At 39.1% G+C, this 18,936-nt stretch carries 14 protein-coding genes and 1 pseudogene; 9 read left to right on the plus strand and 6 right to left on the minus strand.

Going from position 1 to position 18,936, the window contains the following annotated elements; translation table 11 throughout:
* Window positions 1-167 precede the first annotated feature (167 nt).
* The 6 genes from MSBRM_RS01465 (at window position 168) to larC (ending at window position 6,882) form a co-directional block, all read left to right on the plus strand.
* A complete protein-coding gene (locus MSBRM_RS01465; protein ID WP_048154233.1) occupies window positions 168-1,259 on the plus strand; it encodes a DUF3737 family protein in 1,092 nt (363 codons plus the stop codon).
* A gap of 18 nt (window positions 1,260-1,277) precedes the next feature.
* Complete coding sequence (locus tag MSBRM_RS01470) at window positions 1,278-1,796, plus strand: cyclophilin-like fold protein (protein ID WP_048120403.1); 519 nt, start codon at window positions 1,278-1,280, stop codon at window positions 1,794-1,796.
* Window positions 1,797-2,153: 357 nt separating this feature from the next.
* Window positions 2,154-3,146: an alpha/beta hydrolase gene (locus MSBRM_RS01475; RefSeq protein ID WP_048120402.1), complete on the plus strand. Its 993-nt coding sequence runs from the start codon at window positions 2,154-2,156 to the stop codon at window positions 3,144-3,146.
* Between the two features lie 135 nt (window positions 3,147-3,281).
* Window positions 3,282-4,484: an aldo/keto reductase gene (locus MSBRM_RS01480; RefSeq protein WP_048120400.1), complete on the plus strand. Its 1,203-nt coding sequence runs from the start codon at window positions 3,282-3,284 to the stop codon at window positions 4,482-4,484.
* Between the two features lie 315 nt (window positions 4,485-4,799).
* Window positions 4,800-5,606, plus strand: a complete 807-nt coding sequence (larB, locus tag MSBRM_RS01485) for a nickel pincer cofactor biosynthesis protein LarB (RefSeq protein ID WP_048120398.1) — start codon at window positions 4,800-4,802, stop codon at window positions 5,604-5,606.
* Between the two features lie 85 nt (window positions 5,607-5,691).
* Window positions 5,692-6,882, plus strand: a complete 1,191-nt coding sequence (larC, locus tag MSBRM_RS01490) for a nickel pincer cofactor biosynthesis protein LarC (RefSeq protein ID WP_048120396.1) — start codon at window positions 5,692-5,694, stop codon at window positions 6,880-6,882.
* A gap of 143 nt (window positions 6,883-7,025) precedes the next feature.
* Here larC and asd read toward each other — a convergent pair whose 3' ends face one another.
* Complete coding sequence (gene asd / locus MSBRM_RS01495) at window positions 7,026-8,054, minus strand: aspartate-semialdehyde dehydrogenase (RefSeq protein WP_048120394.1); 1,029 nt, start codon at window positions 8,052-8,054, stop codon at window positions 7,026-7,028.
* 198 nt (window positions 8,055-8,252) lie between these two features.
* Here asd and MSBRM_RS01500 point away from each other — a divergent pair, with 198 nt between their 5' ends.
* Entirely contained in the window at window positions 8,253-9,245 is a 993-nt protein-coding gene (locus MSBRM_RS01500) for an IS701 family transposase (RefSeq protein WP_048155834.1), read from the plus strand.
* A 170-nt stretch (window positions 9,246-9,415) separates the two neighbouring features.
* On the opposite strand, the gene MSBRM_RS01505 is transcribed toward MSBRM_RS01500, so the two are convergent.
* From MSBRM_RS01505 to MSBRM_RS01515, 3 genes are all read right to left on the minus strand, one after another.
* The gene (locus MSBRM_RS01505) at window positions 9,416-9,598 is read right to left on the minus strand and encodes a 4Fe-4S binding protein (RefSeq protein ID WP_048117218.1); all 183 of its coding nucleotides are present in this window, start codon (window positions 9,596-9,598) and stop codon (window positions 9,416-9,418) included.
* 236 nt (window positions 9,599-9,834) lie between these two features.
* On the minus strand, window positions 9,835-10,143 hold the full coding sequence (locus MSBRM_RS01510; RefSeq protein WP_048120392.1) for a hypothetical protein: 309 nt from the start codon (window positions 10,141-10,143) through the stop codon (window positions 9,835-9,837).
* A 295-nt stretch (window positions 10,144-10,438) separates the two neighbouring features.
* Complete coding sequence (locus tag MSBRM_RS01515; RefSeq protein WP_048154236.1) at window positions 10,439-11,539, minus strand: CobW family GTP-binding protein; 1,101 nt, start codon at window positions 11,537-11,539, stop codon at window positions 10,439-10,441.
* Window positions 11,540-11,726: 187 nt separating this feature from the next.
* Here MSBRM_RS01515 and MSBRM_RS19890 point away from each other — a divergent pair, with 187 nt between their 5' ends.
* Both MSBRM_RS19890 and MSBRM_RS01525 read left to right on the plus strand, forming a co-directional pair.
* Window positions 11,727-11,918 carry a hypothetical protein gene (locus MSBRM_RS19890; protein WP_141706434.1) on the plus strand — a complete coding sequence of 64 codons (192 nt, stop codon included), beginning with the start codon at window positions 11,727-11,729 and terminating at the stop codon, window positions 11,916-11,918.
* Between the two features lie 1,971 nt (window positions 11,919-13,889).
* Entirely contained in the window at window positions 13,890-14,885 is a 996-nt protein-coding gene (locus MSBRM_RS01525; protein ID WP_048154239.1) for a radical SAM protein, read from the plus strand.
* A gap of 1,515 nt (window positions 14,886-16,400) precedes the next feature.
* On the opposite strand, the gene MSBRM_RS01530 is transcribed toward MSBRM_RS01525, so the two are convergent.
* Together MSBRM_RS01530 and tnpC are read right to left on the minus strand one after the other, a co-directional pair.
* On the minus strand, window positions 16,401-17,198 hold the full coding sequence (locus MSBRM_RS01530) for a 2-amino-3,7-dideoxy-D-threo-hept-6-ulosonate synthase (protein WP_048120382.1): 798 nt from the start codon (window positions 17,196-17,198) through the stop codon (window positions 16,401-16,403).
* Window positions 17,199-17,466: 268 nt separating this feature from the next.
* A pseudogene (gene tnpC, locus MSBRM_RS01535) lies at window positions 17,467-18,924 on the minus strand (IS66 family transposase).
* Window positions 18,925-18,936 lie beyond the last annotated feature (12 nt).

An 18,936-nucleotide genomic window follows, 5' to 3' on the forward strand; every position in this document is an offset into this window, starting at 1 on the left:
TCAGAACATTGTAATGCTTATCCCTATATACTAGTATTTTTATTAAATAAACGACTGATTAGTCACTCATATTTTCATTGATTAGTTAATAACTCGCCAGACATGATTCCTTATGATAAATTGGAATCATTCTTCAAAGAAAATCTAGGATAAAAACAGGTTCAAATATGAGTCAAAACACTAAAAATATCGTAGAAATAATGCAAGCAAGTGAATCAATTGCCTTTGATAATACCCAATATAAAAAGAGTTCCGATGTTGGCTCCCAGACGACTGAATTATCCGCAAAGCTCGACACTCCAATCAGTGTTGAACAAAAACGAGAGCAAATAAATGAATTTAAAGACTTGACAATGGATGAAGAGCGTGCCCTTTATGGTATACATAATGCGACAATCATTCATTGTATCTTTGATGGCCCTCGCGATGGAGAATCTGTCTTAAAGAAAAGCGCAGACATAGACGTTTCAGATTGTGACTTCAGGCTTCGTTATCCTTTCTGGCATGTCAGGAACGCTCAAATTGAAAACTGCCGTATGACAGAAACATGCCGTGCTGCATTATGGTACAGCAAACAGATAACAATAAAAGAAAGTCATATGGCAGGCAGTAAAGCTGTACGGGAATGTGAGGATATTACTATTGAAAACTGTAATATTCAATCATCCGAATTTGGATGGTTATCACACAGAATGATGATAAAGAATACAGAGCTTGAATCTGAATATCCATTTTTCTACAGCTCAGATATCCTGCTTGATAATTTTGTATTGAACGGTAAATACTCTTTTCAGTATGTGAAAAATGTAGAAATCAGGGATTCCTGTCTGAATACAAAGGATGCTTTCTGGCACAGCAAAAATGTCACTGTCTCAGACAGTACCGTAAAAGGCGAATATCTGGGTTGGTACTCTGAAAATCTCAAACTGATCCGGTGTAAAATAATTGGAACCCAGCCGCTTTGTTATGCAAAAGGTCTGATCCTGGAAGATTGCGAAATGATTGATTGTGATCTTGCCTTTGAATACAGCGATGTTCATGCTGTAATTACAGGTTCGATAACAAGTGTAAAAAATCCATGCAGCGGACATATCAGTGCGGATTCAATTGGAGAAGTAATATTGGATAATAATCGACCAGCTGATGCTTCATGTGTAATCGAAGTCCGGAAAGAGCTGAATAAAGAAGAAATTCAGAATTCTGATACTTATAATGGAGATATTTTCAACAATAATGATTTGACCGTGCAAGAAACATAATAAATTGAGGCTTTGTCAATGAAAATTATTCCCGAATATAATGGAATAAAATGGATGTTAATTTGTTTTGGAGTAATTTTACTGGCAATTTTAGTGATAGGATGTGCTGAACAAAATAACATGAATCAAATAGCCATTGGCAATCAATCAGAAGATGAACAAGATGAAGCCAGTCAAGAAGAGGAGGAGACAAAAATGAAAATCAGTATTCAAGCAAATGGAGAAACAACGATTTATGAACTCAATGATGGTAAAGCTGCAAAAGAACTCTATGAACAATTGCCCTTAACGATTAATGTTGAAGATTACAGCAATAATGAAAAGATATTTTATCCACCCAAAAAACTCGATACAACTAACACACCTATGGCAAATGCACAGTTTGGAACACTTGCATATTATGCGCTATGGGGAGACGTAGTAATGTTTTATGATAAGTTCGGCTCTGCAGGCGGTTTATATGAGTTAGGAAATGTCATATCAGGCGGCGAGCATATCAAAAACATGTCAGGCACGATACAGATCAAGAAAGTGTAAACATAAGTAAAATCGAGAGGTCTGAAAGACCAAAACCAATAATCAAAGAATAGACAGGCTCTGTAGTATGTAATGTATGCATATGTGTGTGTCTCATACCTAATGAGAAATATTGTTATGGTGAATCAGTAGTTCTGGACGCTACGTTGATTGCACCCCGTCTATGATGGATTCATTACATAGCAGTTTTGATATTTTGATTGAACTGGCCTAGTAGGATAAAACTTATTTCTAGTCCTGTCGTGAGTGATTAGTCAATCATAATAACTATATACTAGAATATCCATCTACTACTGACTGTTCAGTCAGTCATTGGTAATGCTATTGATACAATTCTAATATTCAGGAGAACTAAAAATGTCGGGAAATATGGAATCTAAAAATGAATCAAGTATGAGAACTTTTGAGCTCAGTGAAAAGGTAACTGTAGAAAAAGTATCCTATAAAAACAGGTACGGAATTACCGTTGTAGCAGACATGTACCTGTCAAAGGACATAGATAAGTCTAAAAAATACCCAGCAATTGTCATAGGAACACCTTATGGTGGTGTAAAAGAGCAAGGTGCTGGTATTTACGCACAGAATATGGCAGAACGAGGATTTGTTGCCATTGCGTTCGATGAATCTTTTAATGGCGAAAGCAGTGGTGAACCAAGGCATGTCTCTTCTCCAGATATATTTGTTGAAGATTTTAGTGCAGGAGTAGACTTTTTGGGAACACGTCCTTTCGTGGACAGGAACAGGATCGGCGCTATTGGTATCTGTGGAAGTGGTGGATTTTCAATTACTGCAGCTCAAGTTGATCCACGTATCAAGGCAGTTGCTACTGCAAGTATGTATGATATAAGTAGTATGATAAGAGACGGATTTGGAAAAACAATGACTGATGAACAGCGTGCCCAAACTTTAGTTCAGTTGGGCGAGCAACGATGGAAAGACTTTGAGAATGGTACTCCAGAAGTGCCTGTGGGTTTCCCAAGTAAACCCGCTGATTCAATTCCAGAAGGATTAGATCCAATTTCAAGTGAATTTTTTGAATACTACGGAATGGAGCGTGGACATCATCCTAATGCAGGAGCTGCATTCACTATTACAAGTAGCATGTCATTCATGAACTTCCCTTTGATGAACTATATTGATAACATTTCACCACGACCAATTTTGTTCATCATCGGTGAAAATGCTCACTCTAGATATTTTAGTGAAGGTGCCTATGAAAGGGCTGCTGAACCCAAAGAACTCTACATAGTTCCGGGAGCAAGACATATTGATCTGTACGACAGGACCGACATGATCCCATTTGACAAATTGGAATCATTCTTTGCAAAATATCTAGGTTACAAAAAATGAGCAGAGCAGTGTTCTACGAATCGAAATTTGAACAAATATCTGGAGATAGCAGGCAGGAGACTTATTTTTGCCCCCCTGCAAGTGATTAGTCAATCACAATGCGGCTAAATAATTCAAAAATTCAGGAGAACTAAAATGTTATACAGAAAAATGCCTAAAAACGGGGACGAGCTTTCGATACTTGGATTCGGATGCATGCGCCTTCCAGTGAAAGAAGACGGTAGTATAGACGAAGAAAGAGCAACCAGGCAGGTACGCTATGCAATCGACCAAGGAGTAAATTATGTTGATACTGCCTGGCCTTATCACATGGAACAGAGCGAGCCTTTCTTAGGTCGTGCTCTTGCCGATGGATACCGTGAAAAAGTGAAACTCGCAACAAAACTTCCTTCATGGCTTATAGAGAGCCGAGAAGATATGGATAAGTTCCTGAATGCTCAGCTGAATAAACTCAAAACAGACCATATTGACTATTACCTTATCCATTCTCTTGTTGGCAACCTGTGGGACAATATTGAAAAGCTTGGTGTAGCTGATTTCCTTGACAAAGCCAAAGCTGATGGCCGAATAATTAACGCAGGTTTTTCTTTCCATGGCTCGGGAGAGGATTTCAACCGGATAGTGGATGCCTATGACTGGGACTTTTGTCAGATCCAGTATAACTTTCTGGACGAAAAGAATCAGGCAGGCACCAGGGGTTTGGAATATGCAGCTTCAAAAGGCCTTGGAGTAATCATTATGGAACCCCTACGTGGAGGAAACCTCACAAATCCAGTACCCTCTGCTGTAAAAGAGATATGGAATGAAGCCCCTACGAAAAGGACAGCTGCAGAATGGGCTCTTCGATGGGTATGGAATCATCCCGAAGTCACGGTTGTCCTCTCCGGAATGAATGAGGAAACACATATTGAAGAGAACCTTAAGGTGGCAGGCGAGGCTTACCCGAATTCCCTGACAGAAACCGAACTGCAGCTAATACAGAAAGTGGAGCGGAAGTACCGCGAACTGATGAAAGTAGGCTGTACAGGCTGCAGATACTGTATGCCCTGTCCATCAGGGGTGAATATCCCACTCTGTTTTGAATTGTACAACAAACTCTACATGTCCAACAATCCAGACGATGTAAAGTTCTTCTATGCTGCACAGTTGAGTGGTGCCATATCCGTTGGAGAAACCGGATTTGCATCCCAGTGCGTACAATGTGGGCAGTGCCTTGAAAAATGTCCCCAGCACATTGATATACCAATGATGCTTGAATCCGTTGTCGAAGAACTTGAAGGATCTGACCTGGAGGAGAGAGTTGATATGGCAAAGCAGATGTTCAAGAAACAAACTTAAAAGCGAGAACAATTCTAAGTGCCAAAAAAGCAAAATGAAGATATTGTTTAGGCTGACTTTTATTTAAAGATTAAACGATATCTTCATTTTCCGCTGTTTATCTTCATGTTTAGTTAATTATATTCATTCAGCTTTGGAATTTTGAATTTTTACCTCAAATTGCAAAGCAACAACCGAGAATTCTGAAAATCAAGCTTGTATGAGCATAGCGCTAAACTCTAAAAAGTCTCCAAACGAATAAATTGTTATCCAATAACTTGATATTTAAACTGTTCATTGCTAGAACATCTAATTCCTCTAGGCGAAGGTTAATACATGGATCTTACTGACATACTTAAGGCTGTTAAAGACGGAAAAATGGATCTTGAGACTGCGGAGAAGCAGGCTCGAGGCCTGGGGTTTGTCTCCTATATGGATATAGCAAAACTTGATTCTCACAGAAAAAGCAGAACAGGAGTAATCGAGGCTATTCTTGCCGATTGTAAAGATCCTGACGACGTGGTAGAAATTGCAAGGGTCATGGTTGCTGAGAGCAAAAGAGCTCTTATTACACGGGTCTCACCAGGACATCTTGAAGCCTTAAAGCAGGCCTTTGACCATGATAAACTGGAGTGGAACAGCAGGGCTCGTACAGTTGTTATCCATGACGGCACGCCAGCTCCTAGGACAGGGGGAGTCGTAGGGTTCGTTTCAGCAGGCACGGCAGATATCCCGGCTGCGGAAGAAGCCAGGGTTGTAGCTTCAGAAATGGGTTGTGAGACGGTTGCGGTTTATGATGTGGGAGTTGCGGGAATCCACAGGCTTATCCCGGCGCTGGATAAACTGAAAGCCAGGATGCCAGGAGCAATAGTCGTTGCAGCCGGGAGGGAAGGAACGCTTCCCACAATAGTCTCGGGATTAGTTGATGTGCCTGTAATAGGGCTTCCGGTTTCGACAGGCTACGGAGCAGGTGGAGGAGGAAAAGCTGCCCTACTGGCAATGCTCCAATCCTGTTCCACACTTGCAGTTGTGAATATTGATGCAGGCTTTGTTGCGGGGGCATATGCTGCAAGGATTGCAAATATGATTGCGGCTGCTTATACCCATGGCAAAGAAGATAGGGCAGAGCAGACAAGAGAGTAACAGGGGTAATAAAAAGGGAATAAAAAAGGAATAAAAGGAAAAGAAAAATAAGAGAAAAAGAAATCGAAATGCAGGAAGGAATTTTATGAAAGCACTTGTATTCAACCCTTTTTCAGGGGCAGCAGGAGATATGATCCTTGGATGCACTCTCGATCTCGGGGCTGACCGAAAAACGGTTAAAGAACTGATAGAAGCTTCTGTCAACGTATCCGTAGATATAAAAGAAATCGTGAAACAGGGGATAAAGGCCCTGGATGTCCGGATTAACGTGCCTGAAAAAGAGTCAGTCCGTACATATCCGGAAATTCTGGACGTGGTAAAAGCCGCAAAACTGCCTTCCAGTGTGGAAGCAAGTGCTCTTGATATCTTCTCGAAGCTGGCTGAAGCCGAAGCTTCAGTTCATGGACAGCCTGACCTTGAGAAGCTTCACTTCCATGAGGTTGGGCAGAGTGATGCCCTTGCTGATATAATCGGTTCTTCGGCAGCGATCCATTCCCTTAACTGCGATTCCGTTTACTGCACTCCTATAAATGTAGGCAGTGGAACAATCGAATGCGCACATGGAGTTTTGCCTGTGCCAGCGCCTGCAACCCTTGAGATTCTCAGGAAAGGAAAATTCTATTTCAGGGGAGGAATTGATCAAAAGGAGCTTCTGACTCCTACAGGAGCTGCTATTCTTGCCCATTTTGCAAGACCTCTGGAAGCTTTTCCTCAGGGCAGGGTAGTTTCAATTGGTTATGGGGCTGGGGATTCCGAGCTTGCCGGTCCTAATGTGCTTCAGGGAATGGTATGCGAACTTGATTCCTGCCTGATTCCGGATATGATTGAGGTACTCGAAACGAATGCTGACGACGTGAGTGGAGAAGTACTGGGTAACCTGTTCGAGGAGTTACTTGCTATGGGAGCAAGGGATGTTGCAATCCTCCCGGCAACAATGAAAAAAGGCCGTCCTGCTCATGTTATTAAGGTCATTGCAAAACCTGAAGACACTGCAAAGCTTGCCAGGAAAATCATTATCGAAACAGGATCCCTTGGAGTAAGAGTTATCCCTACCAGGCACAGGTTGATGGCTGCCAGACGAATAGAATTGGTTAAGTTTGAGGTCGAAGGGCAGATATATGAATCTGCGGTCAAGATTGCCAGGGATTCTGAGGGAATGCTGCTCAATATTTCTGCCGAGTTTGAGGATTGCAAAAAAATCGCAAAAAAGAGCGGCATCCCTGTAAAAGAAGTTATGAGAAAGGCAGAGGAAGCTGCAAGAAAGCTTTTTTCCTGAAATTCTCAAAAGATCGGAAGTAAGCAAAAAAGGAAAGAACGACTTGATAGATTTAAAATGAGTAGCGAATCTGAAAAGTAAAAGCCTTCTTAAGCTGTGAGGCTTTCACTTTTCATTCTATTTTGCTTGTAAGCCATCCAAATTTAAAGTTTGCCCATTGAATGCAGGAGTTCCGCATTCAGCACACTTGCCCCGGCTGCTCCACGGATGGTGTTATGTCCCATTGCGATGTAGCGGATTCCTTCTCTTATACGGCCTACTGAGACACTCATGCCTTTGCCCATGTTGCGGTCAAGGCGCGGCTGAGGCCTGTCAATTTCATCTCTTACAATTAAAGGTTTTGCCGGCTCGGAAGGAAGTTCTTTCAGCCTGGGGTCAAATTTCAGGAAAGCTTTCCTTACTTCTTCAGGCGTCGGTTTATCCCTCATTCCGGCCCAGATGGCTTCGGTATGCCCATCTATTACAGGGACTCTGTTGCAGGACGCACTGACTCTCATATCTGCAGGCACGATTTCAGAGCCGTTGAACTCTCCAAGGAGCTTTAAAGTTTCAGTTTCCATCTTCTTTTCTTCGTTTCCTATGTATGGGATTATATTGTCATAAATTGCCATTGCGGCAACTCCGGAAAAACCTGCCCCTGATATCGCCTGCATTGTGGCTACCTGTATGGTTTCAAGTCCAAACTGCATAAGAGGCTTTAAGGTAACGGTCATGACAATAGTGGAACAATTGGGGTTTGTAATGATATATCCGTCCCATCCTCTTGCATCCTGCTGGACTTCGAGAAGCCCGAGGTGCTCTGGATTTACCTCAGGAATCACAAGGGGAATGTCCTTTTCCATTCTGTAGGATGAGGCATTGCTTGCTACTGCAAACCCGGCTTTTGCAAATTCGGGTTCCACTTTCAGGGCAAGGTCTGCAGGAAGTGCCGAAAACACCACGTCCGCATCTACGGCTTTTGGATCTACAGGAACAACTTCGAGATTTTCAACGCTTTCCGGCATAGCTGTATCTAACCTCCAGCCTGCAGCTTTTTTGTATGTTTTGCCGGCGCTTCTCTCGGATGCTGCAAGGGCTGTAATCTCAAACCAGGGGTGGTTTGAAAGTGCTTCTACAAATCTCTGCCCGACAGCGCCTGTGGCGCCTAAAATACCTGCTTTAATTGATACCATTTAAAAGCTACCTCCGGAAAGATATAACTGATTGATAAAACTGATTGATAAAACTAATTGATAAAACTGACTGATAAAACCGATTTATAAAACTGACTGATAAAACCGGTTTAGGACTTACGCAGTTAAAATGCCGAAAACTTGATATCTTTATAAATATACTTATGGCTTAGTGTTTCTCTAAAAACGTACGGAGTTATGGACATAAATCCACCTAAGTGTACCGACATTGACTACATTAATTTTCTCATTGCGGCTTCTAACGTTTTTAGCTGTACTGAAGCTGCTAGATGTTATCCAGACATAGCTAATGCTCCTTCTCATGATGCTTTTACTCGTTGCCTTCAAAGGCAACCTCCAGACACGGAAGCACTATGGGAGGAAGTAAAAAGTTATGTCAAGCTTAAGGGAGGATACCTAATTGTTGATGATTCAACATTAGATAAACCATACGCAGAAGAAATTGCTTTTGTTCGTCGTATGTGGAGTGGAAAACATCATCGTACTGTAAAGGGAATAGGCCTGGTTACCTTAGTTTGGACTGACGGTACAACCGTTATACCTATCGATTTTCGAATTTATAACATCGATGTAGACGACAAAACAAAGAATGACCATTTCCGTGATATGCTTGACAAGGCCGAAGAACGTGGTTTTAATCCCAAATTCGTTTTATTTGATACATGGTATGCAAGTGTGAAAAACCTTAAAGCCATTAGACAGAAAGAGTGGCATTTCCTTACAAGATTGAAAAATAATCGTTTGGTAAATCCTGACAACAAGGGAAATGTGCCACTTGAAACAGTAGATATTCCTCCAAAAGGACGTGTGGTTCACCTCAAAGCATATGGATTTGTAAAGGTGTTTAGGATAGTTTCAAAAAATGGAGACACGCAACACTGGGTTACAGATGTGCAAGAGATGGATGAAGCAAAACGTGAAGATTTGGCAAAGAAGTCATGGAAAATTGAGGAATATCATAGGGGAATAAAACAGTTCTGTGGTGTCGAAAAATGTCAGGCAAGAAAGGAAGAATCACAAAGAGCACATATAATGTTCTCATTAAGAGCTTTTCTTAGACTGGAATTACAAAGAATCAAAAGTGGAATATCCTGGTTTGAAAGTGCTATGAAAATTAGAAGAGTGGCAGTGACAGAATACTTAAGGAATCCCCAATACACGTTAAATTAATTCAAATATTTGAAAGTTTGGAAAAAACAATATGCTAGGAGCCAACTGCGTAACTCCTACGGTTTATAAAACAGATTGACAAAACCGATTGTAATACTGACTGATAAAACTAATTACCTAAAAGGAAAAAGAAAATTGGAATAAATAGATTATTCCAACTAGTTACCGTTTTACTCTTCTACTTTAATTGCCTGGTTCGGGCACGCCTCTTCGCATGCACCGCATTCCACGCATTCGTCATTGTCGACTACTGCGATTCCCTTCTCTTCATCAAGAGTAATTGCATCATTGGGGCATTCATCGACACAGGTTCCACAGCCGGAACATTCATCTGCATTAACTGTTGCTGGCATATTTATTCACACTCCTTTTTGATTGCTCGATATATACGGAAATTAAATGGGACGTTTTTGAAACTTCCATAGGATATCGAAAAGTTTGGTCATAACGCCATTGACAAGACAAACATAAAAACTTATCGCTTTTTAGTAAAAGGAATCCTTCTAAAATCAAGATGGAGTTAACCATCAGGCAGCTAGAAAATCTTATTGAAAGTTATAAATTAAAGGAAATATTGAAAAAAATTTATTTAACACACTGAATCGTGCATGGCAATTCCAGAAGCGGTCAGGCGGTACATCCCGTCTTCGAGTTTCAGAAGGCCTTCTTTTAGCAGGAAATCCATATGAAACTTAAAAAAAAAGTCATTTAATCCTGATTCTTCCTTTAGCTGTTCTTCAGTCTTTCCAAAGATTCCAACAATCCGGAGGAGCTTTCTTCTTTCAGGACTTACGGAAATCTTTTCCATCATCATGTGTTCCAGTTTGACAGCTTCGCCTTCAGTCGGCTCTTTTTTGTTTTCGAAATAAGCATCAAGTTCATCAATTTCCTCGCTCATTTTAAAACTCCATTATTTTTTTGTATTTATTAATATCAACTCTTTTTTAAACAGTTCCGAAAAGGATAAGTGTGATTGCAACACTCTAAGTTAAGTCACAGGTTTCTACCGTAGCTTTAAGGTTGCAAGTTTAGCTTTAGGTTAATTTTGAGTTCAGCCTTGAGTTTAGTTTTAGGTTTATTTTGAGTTTAGTTTTAGGTTTATTTTGAGTTCAGCTTTAGGTTTATTTTGAGTTCAACTTTAGGTTTATTTTGAGTTCAGCTTTAGATTACTTTAAGTTTAACCTAAACTATTTTTAATCATCTTTCCTATATATATTAACCTTGCATATTTGTTCATTTTCATGTTCACCATGACTCTCAGCGTGAGCATTAGTATCATGCTCATGAACCTCTTTTTCGAAGATAAAACCTGATTTCTCCAGATTTCCTTCAATAGTACTTTCAATTATCTCTACGAGTTTATATTTTGGGACCTTTGTAATTGCGGAAAGCAGTCTGAGTTCTATGTTCGCATTTTCCCGAGCAGGAAGAAGCTCTACCTGAGGCACTTCTTTAGATGAGGTTATGCTGCCCTTAACCGCAGATTTTGGAAGTTTCATGGAAAGCTTTACATGCCCTATAAACTCAGGATTAAGTTCCCGAACCCTATCCTGAATGGTCTGAAGGTTTTCTTCTACGAAATGTACACTTTCTTCAGGACTGAAATCCCGTGATCCAAGGGTATAGAGAGCTGAGTAAGCCGAAACTTCAGAAAGTTCAATGGAGTTTTTCTTTTCCTGGGGAGGCTTTTTAAATCCCGGCACAGTGAGATGGAAAAGCAGCTTTTCGAATTGCTCATCTTCATGTTTTGCGGAAAATTTCAGAATCCGGGCTTCAGGGTTCATCTCATAGAGCATTTTCTCAGTAGCCAGGACAGTTTCTACAGGAGTTACATCGATCTTGTTTATGCAGAGAATTTCAGCATCTTTTATCTGCGTCTCTATAAACCTCGGGATCTCTTTTGCCTCAGTCCCGAACCTGCCAGGATCTACAAGGGTTACTATCGGGGCAAAGGAGAGCTCAGAGAGTCCCATTGTTTCGATTTCTTCTCGTATCTGACCAGGGAAGGCGATTCCTGTCGGCTCGATAATAACAACGTCAGGCATAAACTCTTCTTCAAGAGTCTGAAGGGTATACTGCATGCTTATCCTGAGTGTACAGCAAATGCAGCCGCTTGTAAGCTCCTTGGTTACAATTCCAGGTCTTGTAAGAATATCCCCATCAAGCCCAATTTCCCCTATTTCATTTACAATAATTGCAGTCTTCTTCCCTGCGTTACTGAGCTGTCTGATGATTTTCAGTATAGTGGTTGTTTTCCCGCTTCCGAGAAAACCTCCTATGATCATGACTTTCATGTCTCTCTCCTTTTTTCAATAATAAAATTGTTTTTTAGACGGTCAAAAAGCATAATATATTTTAATATATATAATATTGGTAGTGCCGCTCAAATCAGCAGAGTTGCTGATCAACCCATTTTAATAAACTGCTTTCCTGTAAGACTTTTCAAAAAACTGCTTGCCTACAAGCCTTTTAAATACAGGCTTGAGCGAAAACTCCAGTAACGACATAGTCGGCGTAATCAACCGGCACAACGGTTGTAGCACAACCATTTTGAAAAAAAGCTTGAGTGAAAATCTCAGCAACGACGTGATCATTATCGTAACAGTTGCATATCAATGGTTGCATATCAACGGAGCCAATTTATGGATTGAGAAACTGTTTTTCAATTACTGACTAGGATGAATTTAGAAAGTTTCTGTTTTTCTCCCGGCTGTACCTCGACAACATGCGACCTGAATCAAAAAGAGTTCCAGGGAAATTCAAATAAAAAACGAATTAAATAGGTTGTTTTCCATAGCAAGGGTGGTCGATATGATATGTCAGGTTATTCAAAAGAAAACCACCGATAATTTTTTAAAAAATCTTTTCTCTCTGTGGTCCCCATGACTTATCTGTTAACCCTGCATCTCCCAGAAACAGCTCGTTTTTCTCTTGATGGATGAGAGAATAGGCTCATAGTCAAATTGCGTGTCTCTAATCCTTAAAGAAGGGCTCAAAAAGTCTTATAATTAGCTAGATTTTAATTATTTGTTGAGGAGAAGAAAAAGCCTTAAACCTTTGCATCTCCCTCCTCAAAGTAGCATATTATAAAAGAACTTCTTACATTAAACGAAAGTTCAAAGATCCCTTTCTCCTCCTGTTATTTCTCTCTAAATTTCTTGTATCTTATTTTATCAACATCTTCTGAAGACTCCGGTCAATTTGTATGATTCTAAATAGAAACATTGAATTTATTTTTTAGATCGCTTCTTAAAAAAACTGAATATACTGAACGATGTCTTATGGTAAACCTTATTGTACACTGCTTTTTTTGGATTCTTTATAATTCCCGTTCCCTTTTTTCCATAAAATGGTACTACCGCCTTTTTTGCTTTGCGTTTTAATTTGCCTGTAGTCCTTGCTTTAATAGACTTTTTCAAAGATGGTTTTCTGAAACCGAATTTCATAAACTTCCACACCATTTAATTTTATTTCATAAATAAAATATAACACTAATATATAACTGATATAACTGGTTTACTTTTTCTCAATCCGAATAAATGCTATCAATAGAATACACAAAGTACTAAATGCTTCCAGTCCAGGCAAAAATGGTGTTTTACACTTTGCATAGACTTCTCTGATCTGTGATACCTTGAGCATTTGCCATTCAACTTTGTTTCTATTTACGGCATTAGTACTGTAATCAATGATATCAGATGGTATTTCTAGGTAATAGTGAATAGCTACCAACATGATTTTAATTTGAAAAAAGATTGCGTTCTCATCAAAGAACCTGGAAGTTCTGAGCGGCTTTAAGAGGTTTTGTTTCTATGGGAAGAGATACTGAGGTACTGGACTCACGGGTTGCGAGTTTTGGGTAATTCTCTTTCCGTTTTATCCCCTTACTTGTGGAGTATATATTAATGAATGGGGTGTTAAAGGGATGAGAACGCAGTTCATACTATGCGCTTACCATATATAATATTTTTAGCACAGAATATTATGTAATTATATTGATATTAACATATCATTACAATTTCAATTCATTATTATAAGCTTATATGATTGTTATAACCGGGACTTATGCGGTTGAACTGAAAAATTAAAAGCGTTAGACCGTTAACTATTCAATATAGGACTTTAATTCGCAGTCTTTCCCGCAATTGATTTTGTTCCTCAAGTGCATAAGTCCTAATAAAATCATCTTATACCTATATAAGTGGGGCTTTGCACCTTATTTTACTCTGCTAAACTTGCGGTATCATTTAATTTCTTCATGAAAAAATATTTTCCGGGCTATGTGTGAACAAATCGGTTCTAAAGAAAAATGAAGTATCTGTCCAACCTGAATTTTCAGGTTTTAGGGGATAAATTTAGGGTAAAATCCAGGGCAAGATTCTCCAGAGACAAAGGTTTGGGCAAGATCTGGATAATTTTTCTTCTGGTTTTGAACTGACTGAATACAATTTTATTTAGATCAACAGAATAATTTATATATTTCTTTAAAGATGAGAGAAAATAAAGAAGCTGCAGAACAAGATTAATTTTGAAATCACTAGTACTCGATCCATTGCAATCATTTTGTGATCACTTAGTAGTCGCTTGATAGCTACTTTTTAATTACCTTGTAATCACTTTGTAATCACTCTCAGGAGCATTTGCATGCAAAGTAAGCTACTTACGCCGGAAATAAAAGCTTTCCTTATTTCCATAGGTTCGGTTTCCATAGACCCTTCGCTTATCCCATGGTCTCGGGGTTCAACTGCGGGTCCGGGAGCAGGTACAAGTTCAGTGTTTTTCAGGTCGGGAAAAAAACGGGTACGGCTCAGCATAAATAAAGCCTCTCCACTTTCAATTTTGAAAGTTGAAGGTGAAGGAGGTGTTGGAGTTTTCTATCAAGGAAAAGAAATTGTACGGGGAAAACTTGAACCTGCGCCTGCACACTGTCCTGATCAGGCATTTATAACCCTTTGTGAAAGGTGCGTGTTTGACTGCAAATACTGCCCTGTGCCCAAATTGCAGGGGCACGTTAAGAGTGACGAAGAAGTCCTGAATATAATCGATGAGGTTTTGCGAGCAGGAAATCTGAAAGCTATTTCCCTTACGTCTGGAGTTGAAACCTCAGTAGAAGGAGAAGTTGAACGTGTGATTAAGCTTCTTCCTGCTCTCAAAAAATACAATGTCCCTATTGGGGTTTCGGTGTACCCTACTGAAGGGTGTTCCAGAAAATTCTATGAGGCAGGAGCTTCTGAAGTCAAGTACAATGTTGAGACTATGGATCGGGAGATCTTCAAAAAAGTCTGCGGAGACCTTTCCTTTGATTATATTCTGGATAGACTCCGAGAAGCTGTTGATGTTTTCGGGAAAAACCGGGTTTTCAGTAATTTTATAATAGGGCTTGGGGAAAGTGACGATTCGGTAAGAGATGGAATTGAGACCCTTGCACAAATAGGAGTGATTCCTGTCCTGCGGCCGGTAAACCCGCATCCTCTGAGAGCAGGAGATTGCTTTACGGAACGTCCGTCCCCTGAGCGCCTTTTAAAGCTTGCAAAGCTTGAAGCCGAAATACTCAAGAAATACGGGCTCGATCCGAGGCTTGCAAAGACAATGTGCCTGAAATGCACAGGTTGTGATCTTGTTCCTTTTATTGATTTTTAATTTCCACTTTTTTCTTTTTCTTTTTCTTTTTCTTTTTCTTTTTTCTTTTGAAAATTTGGCTTTTCTCAAAGAGCCCGTCTTACACGGAACTTACGACTTGAGTGATAAAACCAGGTACAATAGACGTTTCTGTTAAACCTGCATTTTAGATAACTAAAGGTTTAATGCTATTGATTCTCATTTCAACCACATAATTCCTGCTTTTGCTTCTTCTAAGAGAAACCCTATCATTTCCACTGGAAACTTTTACGGGTTAATTTTTTTACTACTATTGATAATTTTACTTTTTTCTTTTTTGTTATAGTTCTATATATTTTTTGAATTTGTTCTTTAAGTTTTAATTTTCATGCGAAAACTGTTACGTTTACTTTTTTGACGCGATTTTTAAAAATTTTGGAACACTTTTTATTCAGTTATATCTCTTATAACCCATCTGCAGTTCGCGTACTGTGCTCAAATATTTGTTTTATTATCGCATTCACTCTTATCTTTTTGTTTTCGTTCCTGAAAATTTAAGTTCCCCCTTATTTCCACTGGAATCTATTGGTTAACAGCTGGGTTTTCATGGAATATATACATACACTTGAGTTTAATTCAAGCTTTTTCAGCAAACGCAAAAAATATTTCAAAAAGAGTTCATGTCGCGTAAAAAATACTTTTTCTTATTCTGCATTTTTTCACTTCTGCATTTGTTCGTTTATTGTTCGTTCTGCACATAGCACGAGGTGATTTTGAGGTAATTTGCTATTAACCCTAATTTGACAGATTCTGCTAATCAATACAGTATTTTCTTACACAAAACACGTTGTATCGACACATTATATTTTGGTAAAATAAAAAATGTCAAAAAATCATAAGATGTGGGATAAAACTTTGGGTAGTATGAAGAAAACAGAGGCACGAAGCCTGTTCAGACATTATACAATATACGCTTCTGTCAAATTTGCTATTAAAGTAATGTTCCTGACTATTTGTTAAAGTTATAACTTTTAGGATCGTGAGAGTGAAAAAATAAAATTGCGATTTTAAAGACGGTAACTTCAAAAAGGAAGACTGAAATTTAACAACAACTGTAAAAAATTTAAGCACTTTTCCATAAAATAAGACCTTAAAGATTTGGCTTTAAAAAAGGTTCAACTTAGATATATATTAGATTTACAGCCTTAAAAATTGAAAAATGAACGCATTTGGATATTGGAGTAAAGTTTTGGAAAGTAACAAGCTATGTCTAATATTAGTGAATCTAGAGAATGAAATTTAAGGTTTTTAACCGGGGCTTTTTATTTTTAGGAACTTTTTGAGTCTTATTCCAGCCCCTTATTTTATTCATATAATGTGTTTATCCATGATATTTTGGAGAGGAACTCTATCTAAAAATTTTCCCAATTATTTCCACTGGAAAAAGTGGAATTTACCCTTTTACCATCTTTTTTCGTTATAATTTTAAATTCCACTTTTTCTTTCCAGTTAAACCTTATATTTTAATTTTTACGTAAGTTTTTATAATCTTCAGGCTTACAGGTCCAGCTTTGATAATTCTTCTACACTTACGCCCCCGTGAACAACTTTTGCAATTTTTTGGACAAGGCCTGTTGGGTCCTGGGATTGGAAAACATTTCTTCCTATGGCAACCCCTTTTCCTCCGGCTTCGAGAGATCCTTCGATCATTTCCAGCAGTTCCTTTTCAGAATCCATTTTTGGGCCGCCTGCAATGATTACAGGTACAGGACATCCTTCAACTACTTCTTTAAAAGTTTCAGGGCTTCCGGTATAGTTTGTCTTGACGATATCGGCTCCAAGTTCGGCTCCAATTCGAGCTGCATGTTTTACAACATCCACATCATATTCAGAACGAACCTTTTTTCCGCGTGGGTACATCATCGCAAGAAGGGGAATTCCCCATTCATCGCACTTTCCTGCCACATAGCCCAGCCCCTGTAGCATTTCATACTCGTCTTCAGCCCCGACATTTACATGAACTGATACGGCATCAGCTCCGACTTTTATAGCTTCTTCTACGGTTGTCACCAGAACCTTATGGTTCGGATCAGGAGAAAGAGAAGTTGAAGCTGAAAGATGTATTATAAGCCCCACATCATGCCCGTATCCACGGTGTCCGTATTTTGCAAGCCCCATGTGCCCGAGCACGGCGTTTGCCCCGCCTTCTGCGACCTTGTTTACAGTTTCCTGAAGGTTTTTAAGCCCTTCAATTGGACCTGCACTAACTCCATGGTCCATAGGAATAATAATTGCATTACCGGTACCTCGATTGAATATACGTTCCAACCTCACGGATTTACCTATAGTGTTCATAGCTGCATATTTCTAATTCGAGAATATAAACTTTATCAGTATATTCTTTAAGGAACCAAATACCAGGATTTATCTTGCTTACTTTTCATGAATCAGATTTTTGGGAGTCTGGGACTAAAAAGCAAAAAATGGTTTGACAAATTTATATAAGTTGATATAAAGAACTTAAATATAGGAGAAGGTTAAAAAAAGGTTGAAATAGGTTAAAAAAGTGTAACTATTCAGCCACTTATAAAAAAGTATGTTTTGGAGCAAAATGCTTCAATTCTCAGGCTAATAACGGCGCTCCCTTGAGCGCCGTTAGAATAGCATCCATAACATTCATTTCATTCTTTTTAATTGATGATATGTATGCCCTAATTCTGCAGAAAGCTACCGCTCCTTCTATACTTCGGAAAGTTCCCGAAATTTTCTGTTGTAGCTTCATCATTCTGATATCCCGCTCTGCTTGATTGTTATCAAACGCAACTCTCAGGTTATTAAGAAATTTCAGAATCTGTTCCTTGTGTACTATGAACCTATCAAGGAGATTCTTTGCTTTTGTTTGTGCTGTTCTTCCTCTCTTTTTGACCTGATCCTTTGAAGGATCAGGTGGTGGATTTTCTATAATTCCTTCTTGTATTATTGCGTCGTATATTTGCTCAAATTCTCGGACTTTTTCAGGATCTATTGGAATTTCCATCTCTCTACATTCATCAGTATACTTCTTCATCTCACTGAGAAGTTCATTTATCTTTTTAGCCCATTGCTGCTCAAAACTCTCTTCAATCCCAGTAAGTTCCCGCTTAAGATGAGCATTGCACAGGGCATGTTCACATCCATACTTGTTGTATGAAGAATATCCATCATGAACTGCTACTCCCTTGTATTGCGGAAGAAATCCCAGAGCATCCATTGCTTCTGTCCCTCTTTTAGGATGAGGAAAATAATATGTCCACAAATTGTTTGAGACAACATGAAGCCACCATTTAGTCCCCAAAACTCTCATTCCTGTCTCATCACAATGGGCAGAATGGGAAGTTAATAGATGTTCCATAGCAGCTTTTTCGAAAGGTTCCAGGTTCTGGAAACATTCTTTTTCCGCTCTTCTTATGGTAGCTGGGCTGATACGTATACCGTAGAAGTCCTCTACTAAATCACAAGTCCTTTCATATGGAAGCAATTGATAGTTCCTCAAATACAGCATCGAGGCTAAAAGACGAGGCCCATATTGAATCGGGAATTTTATAGACTCTGGAAAAGAACCTTTGTTAACTTTCCCGCAGTGAGGACACTTCTTGATTTCACAACGATGTTCAGTATATATGATTTGCACAGGAGGAATTTCAATTTCTTGTCTGCGTTCATAATCCTGAACTTCAGTATTTTCAAGATGATGACCACAATTTTCGCAGCAGTCAGGAGAATGGCATATGATCTAATCAGGATTTTCAACCATTTCAAGAGTCTTTCCAGGATGACCTTTTTGGCCACCAACTTTTTTGCCGCTACTCTTGCGGAGACCCTTAGGTTTAGGTTTTTCGTTACAAAAAACATCAGTAGAAGGAGGTTTACTGCTATTTTGGCTGTTTTGATTCAAACGAGACTCTAAAACCCTTACACGTTCTTCAAGTTCAGCAATCCGAGAATCTTGTTTCTCTATGATAGACTCAAGTCTCTGGATGACAGAAATAACTGCTTCAGGACCAGCTTCATAAATTTCAAGGATCTCTTCACGTGTAAGCATGATATTGAAAAA

It is taken from the genome of Methanosarcina barkeri MS (assembly GCF_000970025.1).
In the GTDB taxonomy this organism is placed as follows: Archaea; Halobacteriota; Methanosarcinia; order Methanosarcinales; family Methanosarcinaceae; genus Methanosarcina; species Methanosarcina barkeri.